Source organism: Pseudomonas sp. (assembly GCF_050739995.1).
GTDB lineage: Bacteria > Pseudomonadota > Gammaproteobacteria > Pseudomonadales > Pseudomonadaceae > Aquipseudomonas.
In genome coordinates this window covers 1-16302 of sequence record NZ_JBOICG010000707.1, presented here as the reverse complement: position 1 = coordinate 16302, position 16302 = coordinate 1, and the positions used below count along the sequence as shown (strand labels likewise).

Genomic DNA, 16302 nt, shown 5'->3' with positions numbered 1-16302 from the left:
ATTCACAAATCCAAATGTGGGAGCTGGCTTGCCTGCGATAGAGTCGACGCGGTCTTTCGCCGAACGCCCCCTTTTGGTGCCATCACCAAATGATTAGACTGCGCGCCTCTCTGGAAGGACCGCCATCATGCTGCTGATGCTCTACCTCATCGCCATTACTGCCGAAGCCATGACCGGCGCGCTGTCCGCCGGGCGGCGTGGCATGGACTGGTTCGGGGTGGTGTTGATCGCTTGCGTCACCGCTCTGGGTGGCGGGTCGGTGCGTGATGTATTGCTGGGGCATTACCCGCTGACATGGGTCAAGCACCCGGAATACCTGGTGCTGACCTCTATCGCCGCGCTGGTGACGATCTTTATTGCGCCGCTGATGCGCCACCTGCGCTCGCTGTTCCTGGCGCTGGACGCCGTAGGGCTGGTGGCGTTCACCTTGATCGGCTGCATGACGGCTTTGGAAATGGGCCACGGCATGCTGGTGGCCTCGGTCAGTGGCGTGATCACTGGGGTGTTCGGCGGTATTTTGCGGGATATCTTCTGCAATGACATTCCCCTGATCTTCCGTCGTGAGTTGTACGCCAGCGTCTCGTTCCTTGCCGCCTGGTTCTACATGCTGTGCCTGTATCTGGAGCTGCCGAGCGAACAGGCGATTTTGCTGACGCTGTTCAGTGGTTTTCTATTGCGGTTGCTGGCGATCCGCTTTCACTGGGAAATGCCCAAGTTCGTCTACAACGACGATGTGCACTAACGCGTAGCGTGCTGGTTCAACGCCCACTCGACGTGTTCGCGCACCAGCTCCGACGGGTAATCCCGGCGGGCCTTCAACGCCTCCAGCACCGGGATGCTCGACGGTGCATTGCCCAGGCCCACCGCCAGGTTGCGCAACCAGCGCTCATAACCGGCGCGGCGTAGGGGCGAGCCTTCGGTGCTGTTGAGGAATTTATCCTCGTCCCACATGAACAGCTCGGCCAGTTCGGCGTTATCCAGGTTGTGGCGTGGCTTGAAATCGCCTTCGGCCGTGGGGCGGGCGAAACGATTCCACGGGCAAACGATCTGACAGTCATCGCAGCCGAATACACGATTGCCGATCAGCGGGCGCAGATCCTCGGGGATCGCGCTCTTGAGCTCGATGGTCAGGTAGGAAATGCAGCGGCGCGCGTCCAACACATAGGGGCCGACGAAGGCATTGGTGGGGCAGATGTCCAGGCACGCGGTGCAGCGCCCACAGTGCTCGGTGCTGTGGGGAGCATCTACCGGTAGCGGCAAGTCGACAAACAGTTCGCTCAGGAAGAAATAGCTGCCGGCCTTGCGGTTGAGTACCAAGGTGTTTTTGCCGATCCAGCCCAGCCCGGCTTGTTCGGCGATGGCTTTTTCCAGCACTGGTGCGCTGTCGACAAACGCGCGAAAGCCAAATGGCCCGATCTGCGCCTGAATGCGGTCGGCCAGTTGTTGCACGCGTTTTCTGATCAGCTTGTGATAGTCGCGACCCAGGGCGTAGCGCGAGATATAGGCTTTTTCCGGCTGGGCCAGCAATTGCGCCATTTGTGTGTCGCCAGGTAGGTAGTCCATGCGCAGCGAGACCACGCGCAAGGTGCCCGGTACCAACTCGTCCGGGTGAGAGCGCTTGCTGCCATGGGCGCCCATGTATTCCATCTCGCCGTGATACCCCGCGTCGAGCCAGCGTTGCAGGTGCTGTTCATGCTCGGCCAGGTCCAGGCCGCTGATGCCGACTTGTTGAAAGCCCAGTTCGCGGCCCCAGTCTTTGATCGATTGGGCGAGGGCGGGCAGATCGGAGGTAATAGCAGGCATGAGACACGAGAAACCACGGGTTAGATGCGTATAATTCTGCCAGACATCGGAGCTTGAAGACGCATGCCGCAGATAAAACACGAAATAACCGACGTTCAGTCACTGTTGCCCGGCCACTTGCCGCAACTGGCTGCGCGTGCCCCGGATGCCCATAAAGGCCAGTTCGGCCACCTGTTGGTCATCGGTGGCGACCGCGGCTTTGGTGGCGCTGCGCTGCTGAGCGCGGAAAGCGCCTTGCGCAGTGGTGCCGGCATGGTGTCCCTGGCGACGCGCCCTGAGCATGTGCCGGCAGCCCTGGCGCGCTTGCCGGAGGTCATGACCCTTGGCGTCAGTTCGGCTAACCAACTGATGGGGTTGCTGGAAAAAATCTCGGTCATCGTCATTGGCCCCGGCCTTGGCGAGGCGTCCTGGGGTAAAAGCCTGTTGTCGGTTGCCGCCAACGCCCGGCAGCCGCAGGTCTGGGATGCGGACGCGTTGAATCAACTGGCAACGGGCGGTGTCAACTTACCGGCTGGCTCGGTCATCACCCCGCACCCTGGCGAGGCGGCGCGTTTGATGGGGCTCTCGACAGCCGAGGTTCAGGCCGATCGCCTTAAGGTAGCGCGCGCTTTAAGCCAGAAATTCAATGCAGTAGCTATCCTCAAGGGTGCTGGCAGTTTGATTGCCAGCCCGGACGGCCGGGTTGCCCGTTGTGATCAGGGCCATCCCGCGATGGCCGCGGCGGGGCTGGGTGATGTGCTGGCTGGCCTGGTCGGCGCTTTGTTGGCTCAAGGCATGCCGGCCTATGAGGCGAGTTGCCTGGCTGTGTGGCTGCACGCCACGGCGGGGGCTCGCCAAGGCACCTTTGGTCGTGGGCTGGCTGCCAGCGACCTGATACCTGCCATTCGTCAATTGCTGGAGGAGCAGTCGCCGTGTCTGAAGTAACCCTTTTTCTGGCCGATGAAGACGCGATGGTCGCGTTCGGCCATTGCATTGCCCAGGTGACGGCGGGTGCAGGGCTGATCTTTCTTGAGGGCGACCTGGGCGCGGGTAAAACCACCCTCTCGCGCGGCATTATTCGCGGTTTGGGCCACACGGGGGCGGTGAAAAGCCCTACGTTCACTCTGGTAGAACCCTACGAAATTGGCAAAGTGCGAGCCTTCCACTTCGACCTTTATCGCCTGGTTGACCCTGAAGAGCTGGAGTACATGGGCATTCGGGATTACTTCGACGAAGACGCGTTGTGCCTGATCGAGTGGCCAGATAAAGGCACAGGCTTTTTGCCAAAGCCTGACATGACCATTACCATTACGCCGCATGAGCATGGACGTCAGTTGAAGTTGTTGCCCCAGGGCGCGCGCGGCCAGTCTTGGTGCGCCGCTTTGGCATTGGAATTCAAATAATTGGTGGGGTTAGGTATGCGCTTTCGCGCGTTGGTTGCTGTCGTGGGAGTGTTGCTTGCGGCAATGACTGTCAATGCTCTGGCTGCTTCACAGGTGAAAAGTGTTCGCCTGTGGCGAGCGCCGGATAACACGCGACTGGTGTTCGACCTGTCTGGTCCGGTCCAGCACAGCGTCTTTACCCTGACGGCGCCCGATCGCCTGGTGATCGACATCAACGGTGCGACCCTGGCCGCGCCGCTCAAGGTGTCCACCGCCAACACCCCGATTACCTCCATGCGTTCGGCCCAGCGTACGCCGACCGATCTGCGTGTGGTTATCGACCTGAAAAAGGTCGTGACCCCGAAAAGCTTCTCCCTGGCGCCGAATGCCCAATACGGTAACCGGCTGGTGGTCGACCTGTTCGACAACGCCGCCGATGCCAACCCGCCGCCAGCGCCAACCCCGAGCGTTGCCACAGTACCTGCCGTGCCGGTCAACCCGTCGCAGCCGCAGGTCAAGTTGCCGCCACTCCCACCAGCCCCTGCGGGCAAACGCGACATTATCGTGGTGATCGACGCCGGTCACGGCGGTGAAGACCCCGGCGCTTCCGGTTCGCGCGGCCAGCATGAAAAAGACGTGGTATTGGCCATTGCCCGTGAGCTGCAGCGCCAGGTCAATGCGATGAAAGGTTACCGCGCCGAGCTGACCCGTACCGGCGACTACTTCATTCCGTTGCGTGGCCGTACCGAAATCGCACGTAAGAAGGGGGCCGATCTGTTCGTGTCGATCCATGCCGACGCCGCACCTTCGACCGCCGCCTTCGGTGCGTCGGTGTTCGCGCTGTCCGATCGCGGTGCTACTTCCGAGACCGCCCGCTGGCTGGCCGACAGTGAAAACCGTTCCGACTTGATCGGCGGGGCTGGCAACGTGTCCCTGGATGACAAGGACAAAATGCTCGCCGGCGTGCTGCTCGACCTGTCGATGACGGCTTCGTTGACCTCCAGCCTGAACGTCGGCCAGAAGGTCCTGAGCAATATCGGCCGGGTCACTTCGCTGCACAAACAGCGGGTGGAGCAGGCAGGGTTCATGGTGTTGAAGTCACCGGATATCCCGTCGATCCTGGTGGAAACCGGGTTTATCTCCAATTCCAATGAAGCGTCCAAGCTGGCCAGTGCCAGCCACCAGCAAGCGCTGGCACGTTCGATCAGCGCTGGTATCCGACAGTTCTTCCAGCAGAACCCGCCGCCAGGCACCTACATTGCCTGGCTGCGTGACTCCGGGAAAATCGCCCAGGGCCCACGTGATCATCGCGTGCAGCCCGGCGACACCCTGGCCATGCTGGCCGTGCGCTTCCAGGTTTCGCCCGCAACGTTGCGCAGCGCGAATAACCTGAAGACCGATGAATTGAAAGTCGGCCAGGTGTTGACCATTCCTGGCACTGAATTGGCGGCGCAGTAATGAGCGAATCACAGTTGAACAGCGGCTCGCGCATCGAACTGCTCAGCCCGCGCCTGGCCAACCAGATTGCCGCAGGCGAGGTGGTTGAACGTCCGGCGTCGGTGATCAAGGAGTTGCTGGAGAACAGCATCGACTCCGGCGCCAAGCGCATCGATGTCGACGTGGAGCAAGGCGGTGTCAAACTCTTGCGCGTGCGCGACGACGGCAGCGGCATCTCTTCCGATGACCTGCCGCTGGCCCTGGCGCGTCACGCCACCAGCAAGATTCGCGACCTGGAAGACCTTGAACGGGTGATGAGCCTGGGCTTTCGCGGCGAGGCCCTGGCCTCTATCAGCTCCGTGGCCCGCCTGACCCTGACGTCCCGCACCCGCAGCGCCGATCAGGCCTGGCAGGTGGAGACCGAAGGGCGTGACATGGCGCCTCGGGTCCAGCCAGCTGCGCACCCGGTGGGTACCTCGGTGGAAGTGCGTGACCTGTTCTTCAACACGCCGGCGCGCCGCAAATTCCTCAAGGCCGAAAAAACCGAATTCGATCACCTGCAAGAAGTCATCAAGCGCCTGGCCCTGGCCCGTTTCGATGTGGCGTTCCATCTGCGCCATAACGGCAAGACGATCCTTAGCCTGCACGAAGCCAATGACGACGCCGCCCGCGCCCGCCGTGTCGCGGCGGTATGTGGCGCGGGTTTCCTGGAGCAGGCGCTGCCGATTGAAATCGAGCGCAATGGCTTGCGCCTGTGGGGTTGGGTCGGGTTGCCGACGTTCTCCCGTAGCCAGGCGGACTTGCAGTACTTCTTTGTGAATGGTCGAGCGGTGCGCGACAAGCTGGTGGCCCACGCGGTGCGCCAGGCGTATCGCGACGTGCTGTTCAACGGGCGACACCCGACGTTTGTGCTGTTTTTTGAGGTCGACCCATCGGTGGTCGACGTCAACGTGCACCCGACCAAGCACGAAGTGCGCTTCCGTGACGGGCGCATGGTGCATGACTTCCTCTATGGCACGCTGCACCGCGCCCTGGGCGATGTGCGACCGGATGATCAGTTGTCTGCGCCGATTGTGACGGCGGTGGTGCGGCCAAGCGGTCCGCAGGCGGGTGAGTTCGGTCCCCAAGGCGAAATGAGCCTGGCCGCCAACTTGCTGCAATCGCCACAGCAACAGCCTGCTTATACGGCGCCGGGCTCCGGCTCGGGGGCTGGCTATCAGTATCAATACACCCCGCGTCCGCAGTCGACAGTGCCGGTAGCCGAGGCCCAAGCAGCCTATCGCGAGTTTTTTGCGCCACTGCCGGGTGCCGAGCCGGGCGCGGCGGTTGCCTTGCCGGAAGGCGGCGGTGATATTCCACCGTTGGGCTATGCCCTGGCGCAGCTCAAGGGCATCTACATCCTGGCGGAAAACGCCCACGGCCTGGTGCTGGTAGACATGCATGCCGCCCATGAACGGATTATGTACGAACGCCTGAAGATCGCCATGGCCAGCGAAGGTCTCAGCGGCCAGCCGCTGTTGGTCCCCGAGTCCCTGGCGGTCAGCCAGCGGGAAGCCGATTGCGCCGAAGAGCATCACGGCGTGTTTCAGAAGCTGGGTTTCGAATTGCAGCGCCTCGGGCCGGAAACCCTGGCAATCCGCCAGATTCCCGCACTGCTCAAGCAGGCCGAAGCCAATCGGCTGGTGGCTGACGTGTTGGCCGACCTGATGGAATACGGCACCAGCGACCGCATCCAGGCACACATCAACGAACTGCTTGGCACCATGGCTTGCCACGGCGCCATCCGCGCTAATCGCCGTCTGGCCCTGCCGGAAATGAACGGGTTGTTGCGCGACATGGAAAACACCGAGCGCAGCGGCCAATGCAACCATGGCCGACCGACCTGGACCCAGATGGGCCTGGACGATCTGGACAAACTGTTCTTGCGCGGTCGTTGATGAGTGCCTTGCCTCCCGCCATTTTCCTGATGGGCCCCACGGCCGCCGGCAAGACCGACCTGGCCATCGAGCTGACCAAGGTGTTGCCGTGCGAGCTGATCAGTGTCGACTCTGCCCTGGTTTACCGGGACATGGACATTGGTACCGCCAAGCCTTCAAAAGCGTTGTTGGCCCAATATCCGCATAAGCTGATCGACATCATCGACCCCGCCGAGAGCTATTCGGCGGCGGACTTCCGTACCGACGCCCTGGCCTCCATGGCTGAAATCACTGCGCGGGGTAATATCCCGTTGCTGGTGGGCGGCACGATGCTCTATTACAAGGCTTTGCAGGAAGGTCTGGCGGATATGCCTCCGGCTGACGCCCAGGTGCGTGCCGAGCTTGAGGAAGAGGCCGCGCGCCTTGGTTGGCAAGCCCTGCACGATCAGTTGGCGGCTGTCGATCCGGTCTCTGCTGCACGCATTCACCCTAACGACCCCCAGCGCCTCACGCGCGCCTTGGAAGTTTGGCGTGTGAGTGGTCAGACCATGACTGAACACAGGCTGAAACAAACTGCGCAAAGTGCTGATGCAGACGCATCTGGACAGTCACAATTGCCCTATACTGTGGCGAATCTGGCCATCGCTCCGGCAAATCGCCAGGTGCTGCATGAACGAATTGCACAAAGATTCACAATTATGTTGGAACAGGGGTTTGTGGACGAGGTCGTAGCACTGCGTTCAAGAGGTGACCTGCATCCCGGGCTGCCTTCGATACGTGCTGTAGGCTATCGCCAAGTCTGGGATCACCTGGATGGCAAGCTGACGTCGGCCGAAATGCAGGAGCGCGGCATCATCGCCACGCGCCAATTGGCCAAACGCCAGTTCACCTGGCTGCGCAGCTGGAGCGATTTGCACTGGTTGGACAGCCTGGACAGCGACAATCTGTCACGCGCCTTGAAATACTTGGGCACGGTCTCCATATTGAGCTGAGTCCTTGCAATTGCCGTCTATCCTTGGGGGTGTGACGGCCATAAGCTATCTATTTTCCGCTTTTTTATTATTGATCCTTATAGGAGTGCGACACATGTCAAAAGGGCATTCGCTACAAGACCCTTACTTGAATACTTTACGTAAAGAGAAAGTTGGGGTTTCCATCTACCTGGTCAACGGTATCAAACTGCAAGGCACGATCGAGTCGTTCGACCAGTTCGTGATCCTGCTGAAGAACACCGTCAGCCAGATGGTCTACAAACACGCTATCTCGACAGTTGTTCCAGTTCGTCCGATCCGTCTGCCTAGCGCTGCCGGTGATGAACAGGGTGACGCTGAGCCAGGTAACGCCTGATAGGAGTCTCCTTTGTTCTTTGAGCGCCACGGTGGTGGTGAGCGAGTGATCCTCGTTCACTTGGATGGACAGGACCCTGAGGCGCGCGAAGATCCGCAGGAGTTTCAGGAGTTGGCAAATTCGGCCGGCGCCGAGACCGTTGCGTTTTTTAACGTGCCGCGTCATCGGCCAACCGCCAAATTCCTGATTGGCAGCGGCAAGGTCGAGGAACTGCGCGACCTGGTGCACGCCGAAGAAGCCGATCTGGTGATCTTCAATCACGTCCTCACACCCAGTCAGGAACGTAACCTCGAACGTGTCTTCGAGTGTCGCGTGATCGACCGTACCGGTCTGATTCTCGATATTTTCGCCCAACGCGCCCGTACCCATGAAGGCAAGCTCCAGGTTGAACTGGCCCAGCTTGACCACATGAGCACTCGGCTGGTTCGCGGCTGGACTCACCTTGAGCGTCAAGGTGGCGGTATCGGTATGCGCGGCCCGGGTGAAACCCAGCTTGAAACCGACCGACGTCTGCTGCGGGTGCGTCTGCGCCAGATCAAGGGTCGCCTGGAGAAAGTGCGCAGCCAGCGCGAACAGTCACGCCGTGGCCGTTCCCGTGCGGATATCCCGACCGTTTCCTTGGTGGGCTATACCAACGCCGGCAAATCCACGCTGTTCAATAACGTGACGAAGTCGGATGTGTACGCGGCCGACCAACTGTTCGCCACGCTCGACCCGACCCTGCGCCGTCTGGACCTCGATGACCTGGGGCCGATTGTCTTGGCTGATACCGTGGGGTTCATTCGTCACTTGCCCCACAAGCTGGTCGAAGCATTCCGGTCTACGCTCGAAGAGTCGAGTAACTCGGATCTGCTGTTGCACGTGATCGATGCGGCCGAACCGGACCGTATGTTGCAGATTGAGCAGGTGATGTTGGTGCTGGGCGAGATTGGTGCCCAGGACTTGCCGATCCTCGAGGTCTATAACAAACTCGATTTGCTTGAAGGCGTAGAGCCACAAATCCAGCGCGACGAGAACGGCAAGCCCCAGCGGGTCTGGCTGTCGGCGCGTGATGGCAGTGGCTTGGAATTGCTCGAACAAGCTATTGCCGAGCTGTTGGGCAGCGATTTGTTTGTCGGCACCTTGCGCTTGCCTCAGCGTTTTGCTCGACTGCGTGCTCAGTTTTTCGAGTTGGGCGCGGTACAGAAAGAAGAACACGACGAAGAAGGTGTCAGCTTGCTGGCCGTTCGATTGCCGCGCTCGGAGCTGAATCGGCTGGTCAGCCGTGAAGGCGTTGTACCGGCAGAGTTCATCGAACAACACACTTTGCAATAAAAGCCTGAAAAAGCGGTTGTGCCGCAGTAGCAGGCATTCTGTAGCATTGGTCGGCGCGCCGTGGGTGCGTCTTTGCTTTATCAGATGGAGAGCGCTATGGCTTGGAATGAGCCGGGTGGCAACTCGAATAATCAGGATCCTTGGGGTGGTAAGCGCCGCAATAATGGCGACCGCAAGGGGCCACCGGATCTCGACGAGGCCTTCCGAAAGCTGCAGGAAAGCCTGAATGGGTTGTTCGGTGGTGGGAAAAAAAGTGGTGGTGACGACGGCGGTCGCACAAGCAAGGGTGGCGGCTATGGCCTGCTGGGCCTGGGTCTTGTCGTGCTGGCGGCCGTGTGGCTGTACAGCGCCGTGTATGTCGTGGACGAGCAGGAGCAAGCCGTGGTGCTGCGCTTCGGCAAGTACTACGAGACGGTCGGGCCTGGCCTGAACATCTACTTCCCACCGATCGACAAGAAGTACATGGAGAACGTCACGCGTGAGCGTGCCTACACCAAGCAAGGCCAGATGCTGACCGAAGACGAGAACATCGTCGAAGTGCCGCTGACCGTGCAGTACAAGATCAGCAATCTGCAGGACTTCGTGCTGAACGTTGATCAGCCGGAAATCAGCCTGCAACACGCCACCGAAAGTGCCTTGCGCCACGTCGTCGGTTCTACCGCGATGGACCAGGTGCTGACCGAAGGTCGTGAATTGATGGCCAGCGAGATCAAGGAGCGCCTGCAACGGTTCCTCGATACCTATCGCACCGGTATCACTGTCACCCAGGTGAACGTACAGAGCGCAGCGGCACCGCGTGAAGTGCAGGAAGCCTTTGACGACGTGATCCGCGCCCGTGAAGACGAGCAGCGTTCGCGCAACCAGGCCGAAACCTATGCCAACGGCGTCGTGCCGGAAGCCCGTGGTCAGGCCCAGCGCATCCTCGAGGATGCCAACGGTTATCGCGACGAAGTGGTTTCTCGCGCCAAGGGTGAGGCTGATCGCTTTACCAAGCTGGTTGCCGAGTACCGCAAGGCTCCGGAAGTCACCCGTGAGCGTCTGTACCTGGACACCATGCAGGAAGTCTTCAGCAACACCAGCAAGGTTCTCGTGACCGGCAGCAAAGGTGGGCAGAACAACCTGCTGTACCTGCCGCTGGACAAGATGATCGAAGGTGGTCGTAGCAGCACCAGCGCGCCGTCGACCAGTTCGAATGCCGCTGCCAACGAAGCGAGTGCCCGTGTGGCCGCTGACTTGCTGCAACAGCAAACACGTACCAGGGAGAGTCGTTGATGAGCAATAAATCGCTGACAGCCCTGATTGTGGGTGTCGTCGTGGTCATCGCTGCCTGGAACTGCTTCTACATCGTGTCTCAGACCGAGCGTGCGGTGTTGCTGCAATTCGGTCGCGTGGTCCAGGCGGATGTCCAGCCGGGTCTGCATGTGAAGGTCCCCTACGTCAACCAGGTGCGCAAGTTCGACGCTCGCCTGATGACCCTGGATGCACCGACACAGCGCTTCCTGACCCTGGAAAAGAAAGCCGTGATGGTTGACGCCTACGCCAAGTGGCGCGTCAAGGATGCCGAGCGTTTCTACACCGCGACCTCCGGCCTCAAGCAGATTGCTGACGAGCGCTTGTCGCGGCGTCTGGAATCGGGTCTGCGTGACCAGTTCGGTAAGCGCACCCTGCACGAGGTGGTATCCGGTGAGCGTGACGCGCTGATGGCTGACATCACGCGTTCGCTGAACACGATGGCGGAAAAAGAACTGGGCATCGAAGTGGTCGATGTTCGGGTCAAGGCCATCGATCTGCCGAAGGAAGTGAACCGCAGCGTGTTCGAGCGTATGAGCACCGAGCGTGAGCGTGAAGCCCGTGAGCACCGTGCCAAGGGTAACGAGTTGGCTGAAGGTATCCGTGCGGATGCCGACCGTCAGCGCCGTGTACTGCTGGCGGAAGCCTATCGCGAGTCTGAAGAGGCCCGTGGTGATGGCGATGCTCAGGCTGCGGCGATCTACGCCAAGGCCTACGGCCAGGACCAGGAGTTCTACGCGTTCTACCGTAGCCTGCGTGCCTACCGTGAAAGCTTCGCGAACAAAACCGACGTCATGGTGCTGGACCCAAGTAGCGATTTCTTCCGCTACCTGGAAAAAGCCAAATAAAAGCCTGTGACTTTAAGGCGCACTCCGTCGGGCGGCTAAAACGCCTGGCGGGGTGATCCTTTCAGAAAACGGGTGTATGATGCGGCAGCCGGGAAATTCCCGGCTTTTTTGCGTCTGCATGTTTGATTCGGCAGGCGTGACAGGTTTTTCGAGGAAAGTGCCCGACGAGGCCGCTAGCAGGCCGTTCGTCACGTCGCTCTTGCGCGTGGTTTATGCAGGCGGTGGGTATTTTCTGCTTCACTCAAGGCTCGGCCGAGGGCTGGCCGCCTGGATCAAAGGGGATTGGCGTAATGGCAACGGTAGACCGCTGGCTGCTGCCAGATGGCATCGAAGAAGTACTGCCACCAGAAGCTGCGCGCATTGAAGTAGCGCGTCGCCAGGTGTTGGATCTGTTCCAGAGCTGGGGTTACGAGTTTGTCGTCACCCCCCATATCGAGTACCTGGAATCCCTGCTGACCGGCGCGGGCCAGGATCTGGATTTGCGCACCTTCAAGGTCATCGACCCACAGTCGGGCCGGCAAATGGGCTTCCGTGCGGACATCACGCCACAAGTGGCGCGTATCGATGCGCACACTCTGCGTCGCGAAGGTCCGAGCCGTCTGTGCTACGCCGGTAGTGTGTTGCACGCGCAGCCACGTGCCTTGTCGTCCTCCCGTAGCCCGATCCAGCTGGGCGCCGAGTTGTATGGCGATGCGAGTCCGAGCAGCGACGTTGAAGTGATCAGTTTGATGCTGGCCATGCTGCAATTGGCCGATGTGCCGGATGTGCACATGGACCTGGGACACGTCGGTATCTACCGTGGCCTGGCCCGCGCGGCCGGTTTGTCCGGTGAAGTGGAACAACAACTGTTCGATGCCCTGCAACGCAAGGCCATCGACGAAGTAATCGCCCTCACCGAGGGTGTGCCTGCGGATCTCGCCGGTATGCTGCGTGCGCTGGTGAACCCGTGCGGCGGTCGTGAAGTGTTGGACGCTGCGCGTGAGCGCTTGGCCAATGCGCCGGCAACAGTCTTGGCTGCATTGGACGACGTCCAGGCGATTGCTGAGCAGTTGTCGGCACGTTTCCCGCAGTTGCCGCTGTATTTTGACCTGGGCGAGTTGCGTGGCTACCACTACCACACGGGTGTGGTGTTCGCCGTGTTTGTACCGGGTGTTGGCCAGGCCATCGCCCAAGGCGGTCGTTATGACGATATCGGCGCTGATTTCGGTCGTGCGCGTCCGGCGACTGGCTTTTCCACCGATTTGAAAACCCTGGTGACCCTGGGGCGTGCTGAGGTCGAGCTGCCGTCTGGTGGCATCTGGATGCCCGACAGTACGGACGCAGCACTCTGGCGGCAGGTTTGCCAGTTGCGCAGTGAGGGTCAGCGTGTCGTCCAGGCCTTGCCTGGGCAGCCATTGGCCGCCGCCCGTGAAGCGGACTGCGACCGGCAATTGATTCTGCAGAACGGGCTTTGGCAAGTATCGCCACTGGCTTCTTGAGTTTTCCTGCCGGCCATCGCCGGCACCAAGTTTGCGCGAATGAGGACAAGTGTTATGGGTAAGAATGTCGTAGTCCTGGGCACCCAATGGGGTGATGAGGGCAAAGGCAAGATCGTTGATCTGCTGACCGAACATGCTGCCGCCGTAGTGCGCTACCAAGGTGGCCACAACGCTGGCCACACCCTGGTCATCGACGGCGAAAAAACCGTCTTGCACCTGATCCCATCGGGCGTGCTGCGCGAAGGCGTGCAGTGCCTGATCGGCAACGGTGTGGTGGTTGCACCTGACGCCTTGCTGCGTGAGATCACCAAGCTGGAAGAGAAAGGCGTGCCGGTGCGAGAGCGCCTGCGTATCAGCCCATCCTGCCCGCTGATCCTGTCCTTCCACGTCGCGCTGGACCAGGCCCGTGAAAAGGCCCGTGGCGAGCTGAAGATCGGCACCACCGGTCGCGGCATCGGCCCAGCCTACGAAGACAAGGTTGCACGTCGCGGCCTGCGTGTGGGCGACCTGCTCAACATGCCGCGCTTTGAAGACAAGCTGCGTGAGTTGGTGGATTACCACAACTTCATGCTGGTGGGTTACTACAAAGAGCCGGCCATCGAGTTCGACAAGACCCTGGCTGAGTGCAAGGAATACGCTGAACTGCTCAAGCCGTTGATGCTGGACGTGACCGCCGAGCTGCATGACCTGCGTCGCGCTGGCAAAGACATCATGTTCGAAGGTGCCCAGGGTTCGTTGCTGGATATCGACCACGGTACCTACCCGTACGTGACCAGCTCCAACACCACCGCTGGTGGCGTTGCGACCGGTTCGGGCGTTGGTCCGATGTTCCTGGACTACATCCTGGGCATCACCAAGGCTTACACCACCCGCGTAGGTTCCGGCCCGTTCCCGACTGAGCTGTTCGACGAAGTTGGTGCGCACCTGGCCAAACAAGGCCACGAGTTCGGCGCGACCACCGGCCGTGCTCGCCGTTGTGGCTGGTTCGATGCCGTTATCCTGCGTCGCGCTATCGATGTGAACAGCATCTCGGGCATCTGCCTGACCAAGCTGGACGTGCTCGACGGTCTGGAAACCATCAACATCTGCGTCGGCTACAAAGATGCAGAAGGTAAAGACGTTGCGCCGACCGACGCTGACAGCTACGTAGGCCTGCAGCCTGTGTACGAAGAAGTGCCGGGTTGGACCGAGTCGACCGTGGGTGCCAAGGCCCTGGAAGAGCTGCCAGCTAACGCTCGTGCCTACATCAAGCGTGTCGAAGAGCTGATCGGTGCGCCGATCGACATTATTTCGACGGGCCCGGACCGCAACGAGACCATCGTTCTGCGTCATCCGTTCGCCTAATAAGTTGTTGATGTAAAAAGCAAAGGGCTCCTTCGGGAGCCCTTTGTCGTTTGCGCCTGGCAAACGGCACGACCCTTGCTATGTTTCTTTCTTTCGCGGTGCTATCAGATTAGTGGCACCCAGGGTGGAGGGATTCCCAGTGTCTGCCGTTCTCTCACTGTTACAAAGCCGTCTGTTGCGACCCGTGTTCGTTACCCTTGGTATCGCTCTTTTGGTGCAAGTGCTGGTGGCCGTCGCTCTGACGCGGAGCACGGTCACTGCGCTTGAGGCCGATTTGGGCAATCGACTGGGTGTCGACAGTCAGAAGCTGTCGGGCGAGTTGGCGCAAGCCGGCCAAGAGGTCACGTCCAGCCTGGACAGCCTGTCTTCCAGTACGCGCCAGCGTCTCACCACGGGTTTATCGTCGCGCCTGCAGGAAGAGCAGAAGCAACTGCGTGCGGCCCTGGAAAAAGACCTGAAGGACTCTGCCAATGACATGGCGCAACTGCTTGCCTCGGTAGCCCCCCGCGCCATGTGGGACAGCGACGTGCCGACCCTGTCGGAGTTTGCCCGGCGTGCCCAGCGTAATCCCAATGTGCTGTTCGTGGTGTACGACGACGCGGCGGGAGAGCATCTGACCCGTTATCTGAACCGGGAGAACCCGATCAACCAGGCTCTGCTGGAAAAGGGTCAGGGCGACCGCGCCTTGGACAAGGTGTTGAATGCCGCCAAGAACGACCCGTCGGTGTATTACGTGGAGGCGTCCATCAGCCCCAATGGCGTGGAAATCGGCAAGGTCATCATGGGGGTTTCCACTGCATCGGTAGAGGCCGACCTGGCTGCGCTGGATAAGCGCTTTGCCGCGCTGATTGCCAGCAGTGATCAACTGGTGGGCGACAGCCTCAAGGGCGCGGCTGCCGACAGTGCGAGCGCCATGGGCGCGCGCTTGCAGTCGGCGCAAGCCACTGCAACCCAGATGACCGCCAATACTTCCAGCGCTGTGCAGGAGGCTGCTGGAACCTTGCGTTGGCGCATCGGCATGGGGCTCGCCATTGTCGGCTTCGGCGTGCTGCTGTTGATTGCCATCGTGTTGGGCCGTCGTGTGGTCAATCGCCTGAAGCTGTTGATCGCGGCGATGGACGATCTGGCAGCGGGCGAGGGCGATCTGACCAAGCGTGTGCAAATCAACAGCCAGGACGAAATAGGCGCCATGGCCTCGGCGGTCAATCGCTTTGTGGATAAGTTGCAACCGATCGTGCGTGAGGCGGGTGACGTGGCCCAGCGTACCGGCGTGGAAATTGGCGCCATGACCCTGCGCAATGCCGGTGCTGATGCGGCGGCCGGTTTGCAGCGTGACGAGGTGGCCGAGAGCTTGCGCGCGCTGTCGCAGATGGCGGATGAGGCTCAGGCCGAAAGTCATGCCATGCAGGCGGCATTGCAGCAGGTGGTGGATATTCGCCAGGCCACGGATGAGAACTCGCGCACGTCAGCTGAGGTTGGCGGTTTGATCGAGGCGTTGGCGGGGCAGGTGCAGGCCGGTTCCGAGGTGATCGAGCGGTTGGCGCAACAGAGCGAGCAGATCGAAGTTGTACTGACGGTGATCCATGGCATCGCCGAGCAAACCAACTTGCTGGCCCTGAACGCCGCCATCGAGGCGGCGCGTGCCGGTGAGACCGGTCGTGGCTTTGCGGTGGTGGCGGACGAGGTGCGGGCGCTGGCCAGTAAGACTCAAAGCTCTACCGGTGACATTCAGGCCCATATCGTGGCGTTGCAGCAGGGCGCGCGTGAGGCGGTGGAGACCATCGGCAAGGCCGGGCGCCAGGCCAACGGAGGATTGCTGGTGTTGCGCGACAGCGTGCGCTTGCAGCAGACCGTGCAGGCGTCGGTTGAGCAGGTGCATGCGGCGATTGGTCTGGCGACGCGCGCTGCCGAACACCAGGCCCAGGGTGCCCATGCGGTGCGTGGCCGGGTCGAGGTGATCCATGCCCAGGCGGAGCGTGCTGCGCAGGCGGTGCAGGAGACCACCGCTAGTGGCAAGGTGCTGGATGGGTTGGCGGCGCAGTTGAAGGCCAGTCTGGGGCAGTTCCGGGCTTGAGGTTGTTCGGTCTGGCCTCATCGCAGGCAAGTCAGCTCCCACATTTGGAATGCATTCCAACGTAGGAGCTGGCTTGCCTGCGATAGCGGT

Annotated in this window: 14 protein-coding genes and 1 pseudogene; 14 read left to right on the top strand and 1 reads right to left on the bottom strand. The window is 60.8% G+C overall.

What is annotated here, in order from left to right; all coding sequences use genetic code 11:
- The first annotated feature begins 124 nt into the window (after positions 1-124).
- Positions 125-742, top strand: coding sequence for a trimeric intracellular cation channel family protein (locus ACRESD_RS24015; protein WP_169875734.1), 618 nt, complete (start codon positions 125-127; stop codon positions 740-742).
- Here the strand turns inward: ACRESD_RS24015 and queG are convergent.
- Positions 739-1803: a tRNA epoxyqueuosine(34) reductase QueG gene (queG, locus tag ACRESD_RS24010; RefSeq protein ID WP_431753180.1), complete on the bottom strand. Its 1065-nt coding sequence runs from the start codon at positions 1801-1803 to the stop codon at positions 739-741. The two genes, ACRESD_RS24015 and queG, sit on opposite strands and share 4 nt — an antisense overlap.
- 63 nt (positions 1804-1866) lie before the next feature.
- Here queG and ACRESD_RS24005 point away from each other — a divergent pair, with 63 nt between their 5' ends.
- The 13 genes and pseudogenes from ACRESD_RS24005 (at position 1867) to ACRESD_RS23945 (ending at position 16212) form a co-directional block, all read left to right on the top strand.
- The gene (locus ACRESD_RS24005) at positions 1867-2727 is read left to right on the top strand and encodes an NAD(P)H-hydrate dehydratase (protein ID WP_431753179.1); all 861 of its coding nucleotides are present in this window, start codon (positions 1867-1869) and stop codon (positions 2725-2727) included.
- On the top strand, positions 2715-3185 hold the full coding sequence (tsaE, locus tag ACRESD_RS24000; protein WP_431753178.1) for a tRNA (adenosine(37)-N6)-threonylcarbamoyltransferase complex ATPase subunit type 1 TsaE: 471 nt from the start codon (positions 2715-2717) through the stop codon (positions 3183-3185). Before ACRESD_RS24005 ends, tsaE begins: the two co-directional genes overlap by 13 nt.
- Positions 3186-3200: 15 nt before the next feature.
- Positions 3201-4622 carry an N-acetylmuramoyl-L-alanine amidase gene (locus ACRESD_RS23995; protein WP_431753177.1) on the top strand — a complete coding sequence of 474 codons (1422 nt, stop codon included), beginning with the start codon at positions 3201-3203 and terminating at the stop codon, positions 4620-4622.
- Positions 4622-6538 (top strand): DNA mismatch repair endonuclease MutL, encoded by a 1917-nt coding sequence (gene mutL, locus ACRESD_RS23990; RefSeq protein WP_431753176.1) that lies wholly within the window; start codon positions 4622-4624, stop codon positions 6536-6538. The genes ACRESD_RS23995 and mutL overlap by 1 nt, the downstream gene beginning before the upstream one ends.
- The gene (gene miaA / locus ACRESD_RS23985; protein WP_431753175.1) at positions 6538-7509 is read left to right on the top strand and encodes a tRNA (adenosine(37)-N6)-dimethylallyltransferase MiaA; all 972 of its coding nucleotides are present in this window, start codon (positions 6538-6540) and stop codon (positions 7507-7509) included. Before mutL ends, miaA begins: the two co-directional genes overlap by 1 nt.
- A gap of 94 nt (positions 7510-7603) precedes the next feature.
- The gene (gene hfq, locus ACRESD_RS23980) at positions 7604-7864 is read left to right on the top strand and encodes an RNA chaperone Hfq (RefSeq protein WP_003188059.1); all 261 of its coding nucleotides are present in this window, start codon (positions 7604-7606) and stop codon (positions 7862-7864) included.
- Positions 7865-7876: 12 nt separating this feature from the next.
- The gene (hflX, locus tag ACRESD_RS23975) at positions 7877-9178 is read left to right on the top strand and encodes a ribosome rescue GTPase HflX (RefSeq protein WP_010213610.1); all 1302 of its coding nucleotides are present in this window, start codon (positions 7877-7879) and stop codon (positions 9176-9178) included.
- A 96-nt stretch (positions 9179-9274) separates the two neighbouring features.
- Positions 9275-10450 (top strand): FtsH protease activity modulator HflK, encoded by a 1176-nt coding sequence (gene hflK, locus ACRESD_RS23970; RefSeq protein WP_431753174.1) that lies wholly within the window; start codon positions 9275-9277, stop codon positions 10448-10450.
- Complete coding sequence (hflC, locus tag ACRESD_RS23965) at positions 10450-11316, top strand: protease modulator HflC (protein WP_431753173.1); 867 nt, start codon at positions 10450-10452, stop codon at positions 11314-11316. The genes hflK and hflC overlap by 1 nt, the downstream gene beginning before the upstream one ends.
- Before the next feature lie 290 nt (positions 11317-11606).
- Positions 11607-12794, top strand: coding sequence for an ATP phosphoribosyltransferase regulatory subunit (locus tag ACRESD_RS23960; protein WP_431753172.1), 1188 nt, complete (start codon positions 11607-11609; stop codon positions 12792-12794).
- A gap of 54 nt (positions 12795-12848) precedes the next feature.
- On the top strand, positions 12849-14138 hold the full coding sequence (locus ACRESD_RS23955) for an adenylosuccinate synthase (protein WP_431753171.1): 1290 nt from the start codon (positions 12849-12851) through the stop codon (positions 14136-14138).
- A 475-nt stretch (positions 14139-14613) separates the two neighbouring features.
- Positions 14614-15306: pseudogene (locus ACRESD_RS23950) on the top strand (methyl-accepting chemotaxis protein); the annotation flags it as partial.
- Between the two features lie 21 nt (positions 15307-15327).
- Complete coding sequence (locus ACRESD_RS23945; protein WP_431753181.1) at positions 15328-16212, top strand: methyl-accepting chemotaxis protein; 885 nt, start codon at positions 15328-15330, stop codon at positions 16210-16212.
- Positions 16213-16302: the final 90 nt, after the last annotated feature.